The sequence below is a fragment of the Ureibacillus sp. FSL K6-2830 genome (assembly GCF_038004145.1).
In the GTDB taxonomy this organism is placed as follows: domain Bacteria; phylum Bacillota; class Bacilli; order Bacillales_A; family Planococcaceae; genus Ureibacillus; species Ureibacillus thermosphaericus.
The window spans coordinates 612,214-626,789 of the sequence record NZ_JBBOQR010000001.1 but is presented as its reverse complement, the minus strand read 5'-3'; the positions used below and the strand labels follow the sequence as shown (position 1 = coordinate 626,789).

The window sequence follows — 14,576 nt, the reverse complement described above, 5'->3', positions numbered from 1 at the left end:
GAAGAAAGTAGGTGGCGAATGTTGATAAAAAAATCGAAAAAAGAACGGCAGCAATTACTTTTAGAAACGATTGAGGAAAATCCATTCGTCACGGATGAACAACTTGCTACAAAATTTGGTGTGAGCGTTCAAACGATTCGCCTCGATCGGATGGAACTATCAATTCCGGAACTAAGAGAACGAATAAAAGATGTTGCGGAAAGAAATTTAGAAAATGAAGTAAAGTCATTACCAATTAACGAAGTAATCGGTGAAATTATTGATATCGAGTTAGATAAGAGAGCTATATCCATTTTTGATGTAAAAGAAGAACATGTTTTCCAAAGAAATGGAATCGCCCGTGGACATCATTTATTTGCCCAAGCCAACTCCCTATGTGTTGCAGTGATTAATGATGAACTTGCATTGACAGTTCGGTCAAATGTTGTATTTATTAAACCTGTTCGTGCAGGAGACCGAGTAGTAACGAAAGCGATTGTCCGAGAAACTAACACTGAAAAAAATCGAACGTATATCGATGTTATTTCGACGGTAAACAACGAAACCGTATTCAAAGGCGAATTTGAAATGTATCGCACGAAAGGTGAAGGTGAACAAAAATGAAAATTGCAATTGACGGTATGGGCGGAGATCATGCACCTCAAAAAATTGTGGAAGGTGTCAACGAAGCTTTAAAAGATTTTACAAACATAGAAATACAACTATTTGGAAGAAAAGAAGAATTAGAAAAATATATTATACAAAATGACCGTCTAGAAATCATCCACTGTGAAGAAGTCATTACTGGAGAAGATGATCCTGTCCGTTCCGTTCGACGAAAAAAGGATTCATCGATGACACGCATGTTGGAAGCTGTAAGTGAAGGGAAAGTAGACGCATGTATTTCTGCTGGTAATACAGGTGCATATATGTCCGGCGGATTATTCAAAGTGGGGCGAATAGAAGGGGTATTACGGCCAGCTCTCGCAACAATCCTGCCAACAGTCGATGGTAAAGGATTTTTAATGCTAGATTTAGGTGCAAATGCAGACGCAAAACCTGAAAATCTTTTCCAATATGCAGTGATGGGTAATATTTATGCTCAAAAAATTCAAGGAATAGCTCGCCCTCGAATTGGGTTGTTGAATATTGGAACTGAAGAAAATAAAGGGAATGAACTGACAAAAGCAGTTTATGGCATGTTGAAGCAAGGAGATTTCAACTTTGTCGGTAATGTGGAAGCACGCGACTTGCTTGAAGGGGTTGCAGATGTCGTTGTAACAGATGGCTTTACAGGCAATATGGTGTTAAAGTCCATTGAAGGTACAGCAGGAACATTAATAAAAATGTTAAAAGACGTATTCATGGCTTCTACTAAAACAAAGCTTGGTGCATTACTCGTAAAAAATGAATTAAAAGGATTAAAAAATAAACTAGACTACTCCGAACATGGAGGAGCATTGCTTTTCGGGTTGCAGGCTCCTGTCGTGAAAGCTCATGGATCATCCGATGCGAGAGCGATTTATAATACAATACGCCAAGCTGCTATGATGGTTGAAAATGATATCGTCAACGTCATGAAGCAAGCAATACTAGAAAGTCAGAAAGAAAATGAGTAAAGGAGACGACAAATGTCAAAAATAGCATTTATTTTTCCAGGACAAGGCTCCCAAAAAGTAGGAATGGGTGCAGAGTTTGTAGCCAATGATGAAGCGAGCAAAGCTTTTTATGATCAAGCGGATCAAGCTTTAAATATTAAACTATCAACATTAATGTTAGAGGGACCACAAGAAGAACTAACGTTAACTTACCATGCTCAACCTGCGCTGCTTACAACAGGAGTGATGATTGCATCCAAATTAATGGAAGCTGGCATTACTCCTGACTATACAGCAGGACATTCATTAGGAGAGTATGGATCTTTCGTTATTGCTGGATCGTTATCTTTTGAAGAGGCTGTCAAAATCGTTCATAAACGAGGTCTTTACATGAATGAAGCGGTGCCAGCTGGTCAAGGTGCTATGGCTGCGATTTTAGGAATGGATGAAGAGCCTTTAAAAGAAGTATGTGCTGAAATCACTAATAACGGTGATTTAGTACAATTGGCTAACTTAAACTGCCCTGGCCAAATTGTCATTTCAGGTACAAAAGCAGGTGTAGAAAAAGCATCTCAATTGGCGAAAGAAAAAGGTGCTAAAAGAGCCATCCCACTTGATGTAAGTGGACCATTCCACTCTGAATTGATGAAAGATGCGGCAATAAAATTAGAAAAGGAAATCGAGCAAGTAGAAATTTCACAACCAAATATTCCGATTATTAGTAATGTACATGCAGGAATATTGGAAGATGTGGAATCCATCAAGAAAGAAATGGTGGAACAAGTTTATTGCCCTGTACAATGGGAACGTGATGTTCGAAAGATGTTGGAATGTGGTGTTACAACATTTATCGAATGCGGACCAGGTAAAGTATTATCAGGATTAGTCAAAAAAATCGATCGCTCAGTAAAATCATATTGTGTATATGATATAGCGACGTTTGAAGAAGTTGTAAAGGAATTGAAGGGGTGAAAACATGGGAAAGTTAGATGGTAAAACGGCAGTTGTAACGGGAGCTTCAAGAGGAATCGGACGTGCCATTGCATTGGAACTGGCAAAAGAGGGTGCCAATGTAGTCGTGAACTACAGCGGCAGTAAAGAAAAAGCAGATGAAGTGGTAGAAGAAATTTTAAAAATTGGTAAAAAAGCTATTGCAGTTCAAGCTAATGTTGCAGATACTGAATCAGTACAAAACTTAATGAAAACAGCATTAGATGAATTTGGCTCAATCGATATTCTCGTAAACAATGCAGGCATTACTCGAGATAATTTATTGATGCGCATGAAGGAAGAAGAGTGGGATGAAGTTATTCAAACGAACTTAAAAGGCGTATTCCTATGCACAAAAGCTGTAACTCGCCAAATGATGAAACAACGTTCTGGTCGCATTATCAACATTGCTTCAGTCGTTGGCGTGACGGGGAACGCTGGACAAGCCAATTACACAGCAGCAAAAGCAGGTGTTATTGGATTGACGAAAACGACTTCAAGAGAGCTGGCATCACGAAATATTTTAGTGAATGCTGTAGCTCCAGGATTTATTACGACTGAAATGACAGACGCTCTTCCGGAAGATATTAAAAACTCTATGCTTTCACAAATTCCATTAGCCAAACTTGGTAAGCCAGAACATGTAGCAAAAGCAGTTGTATTTTTGGCTTCAGACGATGCTGAATATATTACTGGACAAGTTCTTCATGTGGATGGCGGCATTGCAATGTAATCAAAAATTGTGGGCTACTAACTATAAATAATGTTGATCAACCATCCTTTCATGAAAGACTCTTTGAACAGGAAACACTTTTATGTATACTATTGAAGGGAGGTGACCTAAATGAGCACAGTATTAGAACGTGTAACAAAAGTAATCGTTGACCGTCTTGGTGTTGACGAAAGCGAAGTAACAGAACAAGCATCTTTCCGTGAAGATTTAGGTGCTGATTCATTAGACGTTGTAGAATTAGTTATGGAACTTGAAGATGAATTCGATATGGAAATCTCTGATGAAGATGCAGAAAAAATCGTTACTGTTGGCGATGCAATCAAGTATATCGAAAGTAAATTAAACTAATTTATAAGAGGCACATCCCGCACAACGTGGCTGATGGGTGCCTCTTTTCATTGCTTAAATTCATGAAAAGAAAAATGAAAAGTGAATTTGGGTTATAATAAAAACAATGTATTTATTCGATGTGAAGATATGTGGATAAATCTTTTATCCTTATATCTTTACTGTTTCGAATAACAACGATATATTTACGAGAGAAATGAATAGGAAGGCAGATTGTTCATGACGATAAAAAGAAAAGGTACTCAACAAAAAAATGGAGTGTTTCCCGAAAAAATTAAACAGCAATTTGAAGAATTACAAGAAGAATTAAATATCACGTTCAATAAAAAGAATTTACTCTACCAAGCTTTTACCCATTCATCCTATGTGAATGAGCATCGCAAAAGATTATTTGCAGATAATGAACGATTAGAATTTTTGGGTGATGCAGTTCTTGAACTATCAGTATCTAAATTTTTATTTGATCGTTACCCGCATATGAGTGAAGGAGAATTGACGAAGCTTCGAGCTTCCATCGTTTGTGAGCCATCCCTTGTGATATTCGCAAACGAATTGAATTTCGGAAAATATGTACTTTTAGGTAAAGGTGAAGAATTGACTGGTGGAAGAGAGAGACCAGCGTTGCTTGCCGACGTATTTGAATCCTTTATTGGCGCCCTTTATTTAGATCAAGGTTTCGATTCTGTTGTTCAGTTTTTACAAAGAGTCGTGTTCCCTAAAGTTGAAGTCGGTGCTTTTTCGCATGTGATGGATTTTAAAAGCCAATTGCAAGAATTGGTGCAGCAATCAAATACTGGAGTATTACATTACGAAATTATTGATGAAAGAGGGCCTGCCCACAATCGGACATTCGTTTCCCGCGTACTGCTAAACGACAAAGAACTTGGAATTGGACGCGGAAAATCGAAAAAAGAGGCTGAACAGCAAGCTGCACAAAATGCAATGGTTGCGCTTAATCAGTCCTTGCATAAGGAGGAATAATATGTTCCTTAAGCGACTTGAAGTAGTAGGTTTTAAATCATTCGCGGATCGCATCGGTATCGATTTTGTTCCAGGGGTAACTGCGGTTGTAGGCCCTAATGGTAGTGGAAAGAGCAATGTAACCGATGCGATTCGTTGGGTCTTAGGGGAACAGTCGGCAAAAAGCTTGCGCGGTTCGAAAATGGAAGATGTTATATTTGCTGGAAGCGCATCTCGAAAACCTTTGAACTTTGCTGAAGTTACATTGATTTTAAACAATGAAGATGAAGAAGTGGGTATTCCCTATTCTGAAATTAGCGTAACTCGACGAGTATATCGTTCGGGTGAAAGCGAATATCTATTGAATAATCAGCAATGTCGCCTGAAAGATATTACGGATTTGTTCATGGATTCAGGATTAGGGAAAGAAGCCTTTTCTATTATCTCTCAAGGCCGAGTTGATGAAATTTTAAATAGTAAACCGGATGATCGCCGAACAATATTTGAAGAAGCAGCTGGAATATTAAAATATAAACTGCGCAAAAAAAAGGCAGAGCAAAAATTATTAGAAACCGATGATAACTTACATCGAGTGTTAGACATTTTACATGAATTGGATAGCCGTTTAGAGCCATTAAAAATCCAGAGTTCTGCAGCAAAAGACTACCTTCACATGACAGAAGAATTGAAAGAATTGGATATATCACTAATCGTTCATGATTTAGAAGAGCACCATCAAGAACTACTCATTGTCAAGGAAGAGCACGAACAACTGGAACAACAAGAGCAAAATCAAGCATCAGAAATTGCAAATTACCAAACAAAAATGGACGAACTCCGCACAAAAATCCATAATATTGATGAGATGATTGATGCTGCGCAAGAACGACTAGTTGAAGCGAGTGCTGAAGTGGAGCGTTGGGAAGGACGAAAAGCGTTAATGCAGGAAAAACGCTCCAATGCAGAAAAGCAGTTTCAACAATTGCAACTTGCCTTAAAAGAAGCAAAAGAAGAAGAAATGGAACTAGCGAAAACTGAGGAAGAAAATAAAAAATTGTTTGATTTGAAAAAAAATGAAATTCAACAGCTAAAAGCTGAAATTAAACAATTGGATGTTTCGTTAAATAGTTCTGTTTCTCAAATTGAACAACAAATCGAAGAATATAAAAATTTATATATTGATTTATTGAACGAAGAAGCAACTGCAAAGAATGAGTTAAAACATATTAAGCAGCAATTAACCCAATATGAAGAAACAGAAGAGCGTATGAACGACCGCTCTGAAGAGATGTTAAAAAAATTAAAACAAGTTTCCAACATGAAAAATGAACTCGCACAAAAGCTCGAATATATACGAAATAAAGTTAGTGACGTGTTGGAGCAATATGAACAATTACAACGTCAACTAAACGCTGCCACTTCCTCATTTGAAGAAAAACAACGAATGCTGTATCAAGCATATCAACATCAACAACAATTGAAGTCTAGAAAAGAAGCGATTGAGGAACTAGAATCAGACTTTTCTGGTTTCACTTTTGGTGTGAAGGAAATTTTACTAGCAAGAGAACGGGGAGAATTAAAAGGAATTGAAGGAGCCGTTCTAGAGCTGTTAAAAGTGGAAGGTAAGTATTCTAAAGCCATTGAAACCGCTTTAGGAGCAGCAACCCAACACATTGTCACCAATACAGAGCAAGATGCGCAAAAAGCGATTGGCTGGTTAAAAGCAAAAAAAGCTGGACGAGCTACTTTCTTGCCAAAAAACGTCATGAAATCTCGAAAACTATCTACTACACAAATTCAAGAAGCAATGAACCATCCAGCTTATATTCAACTTGCTCATGAATTAGTAGAATTTGATGAACATAACCGGAATATTGTGGAATACTTATTAGGAAATGTTCTTGTTGCTGAAAACTTAGAAGGAGCAAGTCAAATCGCGAGGTTATGTGGCTATAAATATCGTGTTGTGACGTTGGATGGAGATATCGTAAATGCTGGCGGTTCATTAACAGGCGGTTCCGTCAAACAACAAAACTCTTTATTTACTAGAAAAGCGGAGTTAGAACAGTTAAAGAAAAATTTATCCCAAATTGAGCAATCCATTTATCAAGCGGAAAAAACGCTGGCAACAGAAAAGGAAACGTTAACAACCTTACGTGAACAAGTGGAATTGTTAAAGGTGCAAAGCGAACAATACCGCCAAGAGGAAATGGAGTTGCATTCGAAATATGTTGAATTAGAATTGGAAGAGAAAAACTTAAAAAATACTGTAAATCTCGCAACTTCTGAAAAATCGTCCGCATCTTCAAGAAGAGAGGCGTTACTTAAACAAAAAAGCCAAACAGAAGAACGACTAGCTGAACTGAATAAAGAATTGCAAAAAGTAAACGACAAAGTTGAGCAATTATCCAAAGCAAAAATTCAAAGCGAAACGGAAAAAGACTTGCTTCGTGAACAGTCAGCTGAAAAACGCTCAGAACTTGCGGTATTGCAAGAACAATTAAATCAACTTCAAATTCAAACGGCGGATATCGCTTTGAAGCGTTCGAAAGTTCTTCAACAAATTGAATCCATTTCACGAGAAATTGAATGGATTCAAAATGAGCGAGACAATCATTTGACCGATGAAGAAATTGAACAAGCGATTTCTGAGTGGGCTGAAAAGCGTGATCAATATTCGTTCACAATTCAAGAAAATCGTCAATTGCGAATTGAGTACCAACAACAGCTCTATCAATTGGACGAACAGTTCAAGGAATTGCAAAGAATTCATAAAGGTTTTTTAGAACAATTACGTTCAATCGATGTAAAGAAAAGCCGTATCGAATTTGAAATTAATCGATTAACTAATCTATTAGAAGAAGAGTATGAAATTGATTTTGATGAAGCGAAAAATGAAGCTGTTGAACTGGACGATGTAGAGCAGATTCGCAAGAAAGTAAAATTGTTAAAACAGTCTATTGAAGAATTAGGGCCGGTTAATTTAACTGCTATTGAAGAGTATGAGCGGGTGTTAGAACGCTATACATTTTTAACGGAACAACGAAATGACTTAATTGAAGCGCAACAAACGCTTAACGAAACAATTAGAGAAATGGATGAAGAAATGGCGACTCGTTTTAAAGAGTCTTTTGAGAAAATTCAACTACAATTCCGCGAAGTTTTCCGTGAACTTTTCGGCGGCGGCCATGCAGATTTAATTTTATTAGATTCGAACAATTTACTAGAAACAGGAATAGAAATAGTAGCTCAACCTCCAGGGAAAAAATTGCAAAGCTTAAGCTTACTTTCTGGCGGTGAACGAGCATTAACTGCAATCGCCCTATTATTTGCCATTCTGAATTCGCGCCCAGTACCGTTTGTTATTTTAGACGAAGTGGAAGCGGCTCTTGATGAAGCAAATGTAGAGCGTTATAGTACCTATCTAAAAAAATTAAGCCGAGATACACAATTCATTGTGATTACCCATCGAAAAGGAACGATGGAAGGAGCCGATGTATTATACGGGATTACGATGCAAGAATCTGGTGTATCGAAGCTCGTTTCGGTTAAATTGGAAGATGAAGTAGTACTTGTTGGACAAAGGAGCGAATAATATGAGCTTTTTTAAACGTTTGAAGGAAAAATTAAGTGGAAAATCAGAAGAAAAATTACAGCAGGACACGGTTGAGGAAACGGCTGAACAAAGCGAAGATGTTCAAAATGAAGCTGATGATGTGGAAGAAACATCAAAAGAAGTAATTGAAGAAAAAAATGAAACGATAGAAACTGAAGAAACTTTTTCCGATGACAGCGAAAAAGCGGAAGAAACTCTTGGTGATGACGTTGAAACGGTTCAACAAGAGGATGAAAAGGAAGAGGAGAAGAAGCCTTCCGCATGGTCGATCACTCAAAAATTTAAAATAGGTCTTGCAAAAACCCGTGATACGTTTACTTCTAAAGTGAACGATTTAATTGCACGTTATCGCAAGGTAGACGAAGAATTCTTTGAAGAATTAGAAGAAATATTATTGCAAGCGGATGTAGGTTTTGAAACAGTTATGGAATTAATGGACGAACTCCGCTTTGAAGTACAACGAAAAAATATAAAAGATACAGATGGCATTTATGAAATTATTTGTGAAAAATTAGTGGAAATTTATGAAAAGGGCGAGGAAGGCATTTCTGAACTTAATTTGCAACCAAATGGTGAGTTAACAGTTATTTTATTTGTGGGTGTAAATGGTGTAGGGAAAACAACGACAATTGGTAAACTTGCTCATCGTTTGAAAAATCAAGGAAAAAAAGTGATGCTTGCTGCTGGTGATACATTCCGTGCTGGTGCCATAGAACAGCTTCAAGTTTGGGGCGATCGAGTTGGCTGCGAAGTAATTAAACAATCAGAAGGCTCAGATCCCGCTGCGGTAATTTATGATGCTATTAATGCTGCGAAAAAGCGCGGTGTTGATGTGTTGATTTGTGACACAGCTGGCCGTTTACAAAACAAAGTGAACTTAATGAAGGAACTAGAAAAAGTGCATCGTGTTATTTCTCGTGAAATTCCAAACGCCCCACATGAAGTGTTGCTTGCGTTAGATGCGACAACGGGTCAAAATGCGTTAATTCAAGCTCAAACATTTAAAGAAGCGACAAATGTGACGGGGATTGTATTAACAAAATTGGATGGTACAGCAAAAGGTGGTATTGTCTTAGCAATTCGTAACAAATTAAATATTCCGGTTAAATTCGTTGGTTTAGGTGAAAAAATTGATGACCTACAACCATTTGATGCGGAACGATATGTATACGGATTATTTGCTGATTCATTAGACCAAGAATTGAAAAAAGCTGAACAATAAGAAGAGATATTTGAAAAGGAGCCTGACCAAAAATTTTTGGCCAGGCTCAAATACTTAATGGCGCTAGCAATAACATTTCCGATTCGTGTATATTATCAGTGTTAAAGGGAATTTACTTGACACTTATAAGTAAAACCGATATGATACAGTAGAAAAAATATGAATGGAGAGACATTCGATGTTACTTGAAAAAACGACGCGGATGAATTTTCTCTTCGATTTTTATCAAGCTTTGTTAACGGATAAACAGCGGGCATATATGGAGCTATATTATTTAGATGATCTTTCCTTAGGTGAAATTGCAGAAAGCTACAAAGTTTCTCGACAAGCTGTATACGATAATATCCGTCGCACTGAAGCAATGCTTGAAGAATATGAAGAAAAACTAAAGTTATTTGAAAAGTTTCAAAAGCGTCAGCAAACGATTGAAAAGCTAGCCGCTGCAATCAAAGGCAATGCCTCTATTGAAGAACAATTAAAGTTAATAGATCAATTAAAAGAAACGGATTAGGAGGCGAAAAGTTTGGCATTTGAAGGATTATCAGAACGACTCCAAAGCACAATCCAAAAAATTAAAGGCAAGGGAAAAGTTACTGAAGCAGATGTAAAACAAATGATGCGGGAAGTGCGCCTTGCATTGATTGAAGCCGACGTAAATTTAAAAGTTGTAAAAGACTTTGTAAAAAAAGTAAGTGAAAGAGCAGTCGGCGTTGAAGTTATGAAAAGTTTAACACCTGGTCAACAAGTCATTAAGATTGTAAAAGATGAATTGACTGAGTTGATGGGTGGAGAACAGAGTCAAATTAAATTTAATACAAAGCCTCCAACAGTCATTATGATGGTAGGTTTGCAAGGTGCTGGTAAAACTACGACTTCCGGAAAACTTGCAAATGTTTTAAGGAAGAAATACAATCGTAAACCGCTTTTAGTTGCTGCTGATATATATCGTCCAGCAGCTATTAAACAATTGGAAACATTAGGAAAACAACTTTCGATTCCTGTGTTTTCTCTTGGTGCGAATGTTTCTCCTGTGAAAATTGCGGAAGAAGCAATCGAACATGCAAAAAAAGAACATTATGACGTGGTCATTATCGATACAGCTGGTCGATTACATATCGATGAAGAACTGATGGACGAATTAAAAAATATTCGGGCCATTAAAGAACCAGACGAAGTATTTTTAGTTGTTGATGCCATGACCGGACAAGACGCAGTTAATGTTGCTCAAAGTTTCAATGATGCAATTGGCATCTCAGGCGTCATCTTAACAAAATTAGATGGAGATACACGCGGTGGTGCTGCGTTATCGATTCGTGCTGTGACAGAAAAGCCAATAAAATTTGTTGGTATGGGTGAGAAGATGGACGCTTTAGAGCCATTCCATCCAGAACGTATGGCTTCTCGTATACTAGGGATGGGCGACGTCCTATCGCTAATTGAAAAAGCACAGGCAAATGTGGATTTAGAAAAAGCGAAAGAATTGGAAGAAAAGTTTAAAACGCAAAGCTTTACTTTCGATGATTTTGTAGAACAAATTAAAGCTGTCCGAAAAATGGGACCGTTGGAAGACTTATTAAAAATGCTTCCAGGTGCCAATAAAATAAAAGGTTTAAATAATATTCAAATCGACGAAAAACAAATCGATCGCCTGGAGGCTATTATTTATTCCATGACGCCTGAAGAAAGAGAGCGTCCAGAAATCATCAATGCTAGCCGTAAAAAGAGAATCGCAAAAGGTTCTGGTACATCCATTCAGGAGGTCAACCGATTATTAAAACAATTTGAAGATATGAAAAAAATGATGAAGCAAATGACGAGCATGACACAGGGAAAAGGCAAGAAGAAAATGAAACTTCCTGGATTCGATTCATTATTTAAATTTTAATATAAAAGAAAAAATGAACTGTTAAGAAAAAACACTTTACAAACAAATCAAACACTGATATTATTCTATCTTGTGTGAAACTAATTCGGAGGTGCAATAAACATGGCAGTAAAAATTCGTTTAAAACGTATGGGAGCTAAAAAATCTCCTTTCTATCGTATCGTAGTTGCTGATTCTCGTTCTCCACGTGACGGACGTTCAATTGAAACAGTTGGTACTTACAATCCTCTAACTGTTCCAGCAACAATCAATATCGATGAAGAGAAAGCTCTTAAATGGTTAGCAAATGGTGCGAAACCATCTGATACAGTACGTAACTTGTTCTCACAACAAGGAATTATGGAAAAATTCCACAATTTAAAATTCAATAAAAACGCTTAATAAAAAACTTTGGAGGTGTCCGCATGCAAAAGCTGATTGAAACAATTGTCAAACCACTAGTTGATTATCCCGAAGACGTTCGCGTTGAAAAAGATGAAAATGCTAGTCGCATTGTTTATAAACTTTTTGTCAATCCAGAGGATCGAGGAAAAGTGATTGGTAAACAAGGTCGTGTTGCGAAGGCGATTCGTACTATTGTTTATTCAGCTAGCGGTCACCAAAAGAAAAAAACTTACGTCGATATATTGGACTAATGCAAAAAGGGGCTACTTCAGCCCCTTTTTTATACATATAAAATCTTCCTAGGTTAATCAAACTATATCGTGTACCATGATGAACTAGTTGGAGAAAAGCCAGTTAAATAGAAAACTTCAATGTAAAGAGGTGTCGTTTGATGGAATGGTTAAATGTGGGTCGCATTGTCAATACACACGGCATTCGTGGAGAGGTGCGCGTCATTTCTTCCACAGATTTTGAAGATATTCGTTTCAAAAAAGGATCGCAACTTGCTATTTTTAAAAGTGATAATGCAGAACCAATCTGGGTGACAGTAGAAAATGCCCGGAGACATAAAAACTTTATTTTGTTAACATTTGAAGGATATTATAACATCAATCAAGTAGAACCATTTAAAAACAGTGTATTAAAAATTTCAAAAGACCAATTAAAAGAAGACGAATTAGGCGAAAACGAATATTATTATTTTGAAATCATTGGCTGCCAAGTTTATTCAGAAGAAGGAGAACTCTTAGGGGAAATCACAAATATTTTAGAAACTGGCGCTAACGATGTTTGGGAATTAAAAGACGGAAAAGGGAAAAAACATTATATCCCTTATATTGAAGATGTAGTTAAAGATATTGATGTTGACAATAAACGAATTACCATTCATGTGATGGAAGGATTATTATCATGAAAATACATGTGCTTACCTTATTTCCTGAAATGTTTGATGGTGTGTTCGGTTCATCCATCTTAAAAAAAGCCCAAGAAAAAGGAATCGTCGATATTCAAGTAACCAATATTCGTGATTACAGCGACAACAAACATAAACAGGTAGACGATTATCCTTATGGTGGGGGAGCTGGTATGGTGTTGAAGCCTGAGCCAGTGTTTCATGCGGTTGAATCGATTACTGAAGGCCGTAATCCTCGCGTTATTCTCATGTGTCCACAAGGAGAACGGTTCACTCAGTCGAAAGCGGAAGAATTGGCGGAAGAAGAGGAACTTGTTTTTATTTGTGGACATTACGAAGGATATGATGAACGTATTCGAGAGCATCTTGTAACCGATGAAATATCCATTGGGGATTTTGTATTGACTGGTGGAGAAATACCGGCAATGGCGATTATTGATTCGGTTGTTCGCTTAATTCCTGGAGTATTGGGACAAGAAGCTTCACATATTCATGATTCATTTTCTACAGGGCTGTTAGAACACCCGCATTACACAAGACCCCAAGAATTTAGAGGAATGAAAGTTCCAGATGTGCTATTGTCAGGAAATCATCAAAAAATTGAAGAATGGCGTATGGAACAATCAATCAAGCGCACTTTTGAGCGAAGACCTGACTTATTGAAAAATATTGAACTAACACCAAAACAACTGGAATATCTTGAAACTTTAAAAAGAAAAAATGAAAAATCATGAATATTTTATAAAAATAATCAATATGAATAAACAGTCCCTTTTAGTTGATTATTGATTCGTGATTAGAATTTTCCTTGCACGTTGATTTAAAGTATGATAATATTCAATCTGTGCTTCTATGAGAAGCTTTAATTACGGTGTTCCGCTGTAGTGAATAAGACTATATGAACATTCGGTATAAGGAGAGAATAAACATGTCAAATATTATTGCAGAAATTACAAAAGAACAACTTCGCACAGATCTTCCTGAATTCCGCCCTGGTGATACAGTTCGCGTACACGTTCGTATTCAAGAAGGTAACCGTGAACGTATCCAAGTATTCGAAGGCGTAGTAATTAAACGTCGCGGTGGTGGAATTAGCGAAACATTTACAGTGCGTAAAATTTCTTACGGTGTAGGGGTTGAACGTACTTTCCCTGTTCACACACCAAAAATTGCAAAATTAGAAGTTGTTCGTCGCGGTAAAGTGCGCCGTGCAAAACTTTACTACTTACGTAATTTACGTGGTAAAGCAGCACGTATTAAAGAAATTCGATAATCATTCTACTAAAGGGGGCTTTGTTTTAAAAAGCCTCCTTTCTTTTGCTTGTCATAAAGAATAAGAATGAAATAAAATGTAGATAGTAGATTTGGGGGAATGCTCTCGTGGAAAAAGTAAAAAAAGAAAAAAACGAGATTTGGGAATGGACAAAAGCGTTAATCATTGCTCTCCTCATTGCTGTAGTTATTCGTTACTTTTTATTTACACCTATTGTGGTAGATGGAGAATCGATGATGCCAACGCTAAAAGATGGCGACAAGATGATCGTCAATAAAATCGGATATCGATTAGGTGAACCAAAGCGGTTTGACATTGTTGTATTCCATGCACCAGAAGGCAAAGACTATATCAAAAGAGTTATTGGATTGCCTGGTGAACATATTGAATATAAAGATGACCAGTTGTATATTAACGGTGAACCCATCGATGAACCATATTTAGATGAATATAAATCACAACTCTCAGAAGGTCAATTAACGCAAGATTTTACCCTCCAAGATATTGATCCAAGCCTTGACGTAATTCCGGAAGGTTATGTATTTGTAATGGGGGATAACCGACGATTCAGCAAGGATAGCCGCCACATCGGAGTCGTCAGTGAAGATGAAATCATTGGCAGTACAAGCGTAGTCTTTTGGCCTTTAAGTGAAATAAAAATTGTGAAATAAAAAA

Annotated in this window: 16 protein-coding genes; all 16 read left to right on the top strand. The window is 37.1% G+C overall.

Features of this window, described 5'->3' with window-relative positions; all coding sequences use genetic code 11:
• Positions 1 to 24: 24 nt before the first annotated feature.
• The 16 genes from fapR (at position 25) to lepB (ending at position 14,572) form a co-directional block, all read left to right on the top strand.
• Positions 25 to 603, top strand: a complete 579-nt coding sequence (gene fapR, locus NSU17_RS03145; protein WP_026018997.1) for a transcription factor FapR — start codon at positions 25 to 27, stop codon at positions 601 to 603.
• Entirely contained in the window at positions 600 to 1,598 is a 999-nt protein-coding gene (plsX, locus tag NSU17_RS03140; protein ID WP_340704254.1) for a phosphate acyltransferase PlsX, read from the top strand. Before fapR ends, plsX begins: the two co-directional genes overlap by 4 nt.
• 12 nt (positions 1,599 to 1,610) lie before the next feature.
• On the top strand, positions 1,611 to 2,549 hold the full coding sequence (gene fabD, locus NSU17_RS03135) for an ACP S-malonyltransferase (protein ID WP_340704253.1): 939 nt from the start codon (positions 1,611 to 1,613) through the stop codon (positions 2,547 to 2,549).
• A 4-nt stretch (positions 2,550 to 2,553) separates the two neighbouring features.
• A complete protein-coding gene (fabG, locus tag NSU17_RS03130; RefSeq protein WP_340704252.1) occupies positions 2,554 to 3,300 on the top strand; it encodes a 3-oxoacyl-[acyl-carrier-protein] reductase in 747 nt (248 codons plus the stop codon).
• 111 nt (positions 3,301 to 3,411) lie between these two features.
• Positions 3,412 to 3,648 (top strand): acyl carrier protein, encoded by a 237-nt coding sequence (locus NSU17_RS03125; RefSeq protein WP_096550640.1) that lies wholly within the window; start codon positions 3,412 to 3,414, stop codon positions 3,646 to 3,648.
• 219 nt (positions 3,649 to 3,867) lie between these two features.
• Positions 3,868 to 4,629, top strand: coding sequence for a ribonuclease III (gene rnc / locus NSU17_RS03120; protein WP_340704251.1), 762 nt, complete (start codon positions 3,868 to 3,870; stop codon positions 4,627 to 4,629).
• Position 4,630: 1 nt separating this feature from the next.
• Positions 4,631 to 8,203, top strand: a complete 3,573-nt coding sequence (smc, locus tag NSU17_RS03115; RefSeq protein WP_340704250.1) for a chromosome segregation protein SMC — start codon at positions 4,631 to 4,633, stop codon at positions 8,201 to 8,203.
• A gap of 1 nt (position 8,204) precedes the next feature.
• Positions 8,205 to 9,446 (top strand): signal recognition particle-docking protein FtsY, encoded by a 1,242-nt coding sequence (gene ftsY, locus NSU17_RS03110; protein WP_096550643.1) that lies wholly within the window; start codon positions 8,205 to 8,207, stop codon positions 9,444 to 9,446.
• Between the two features lie 178 nt (positions 9,447 to 9,624).
• Positions 9,625 to 9,957 (top strand): putative DNA-binding protein, encoded by a 333-nt coding sequence (locus NSU17_RS03105; protein ID WP_016837444.1) that lies wholly within the window; start codon positions 9,625 to 9,627, stop codon positions 9,955 to 9,957.
• A 12-nt stretch (positions 9,958 to 9,969) separates the two neighbouring features.
• Entirely contained in the window at positions 9,970 to 11,331 is a 1,362-nt protein-coding gene (ffh, locus tag NSU17_RS03100) for a signal recognition particle protein (RefSeq protein ID WP_340704249.1), read from the top strand.
• A gap of 102 nt (positions 11,332 to 11,433) precedes the next feature.
• Entirely contained in the window at positions 11,434 to 11,712 is a 279-nt protein-coding gene (gene rpsP / locus NSU17_RS03095; protein ID WP_016837442.1) for a 30S ribosomal protein S16, read from the top strand.
• Positions 11,713 to 11,735: 23 nt separating this feature from the next.
• Positions 11,736 to 11,966: a KH domain-containing protein gene (locus NSU17_RS03090; protein WP_016837441.1), complete on the top strand. Its 231-nt coding sequence runs from the start codon at positions 11,736 to 11,738 to the stop codon at positions 11,964 to 11,966.
• Positions 11,967 to 12,106: 140 nt separating this feature from the next.
• A complete protein-coding gene (gene rimM / locus NSU17_RS03085) occupies positions 12,107 to 12,628 on the top strand; it encodes a ribosome maturation factor RimM (protein WP_016837440.1) in 522 nt (173 codons plus the stop codon).
• The gene (gene trmD, locus NSU17_RS03080) at positions 12,625 to 13,362 is read left to right on the top strand and encodes a tRNA (guanosine(37)-N1)-methyltransferase TrmD (protein WP_016837439.1); all 738 of its coding nucleotides are present in this window, start codon (positions 12,625 to 12,627) and stop codon (positions 13,360 to 13,362) included. Before rimM ends, trmD begins: the two co-directional genes overlap by 4 nt.
• A gap of 194 nt (positions 13,363 to 13,556) precedes the next feature.
• Positions 13,557 to 13,901, top strand: coding sequence for a 50S ribosomal protein L19 (gene rplS / locus NSU17_RS03075; protein WP_016837438.1), 345 nt, complete (start codon positions 13,557 to 13,559; stop codon positions 13,899 to 13,901).
• Between the two features lie 107 nt (positions 13,902 to 14,008).
• A complete protein-coding gene (lepB, locus tag NSU17_RS03070; RefSeq protein ID WP_016837437.1) occupies positions 14,009 to 14,572 on the top strand; it encodes a signal peptidase I in 564 nt (187 codons plus the stop codon).
• The last annotated feature ends 4 nt before the right edge of the window (positions 14,573 to 14,576 follow it).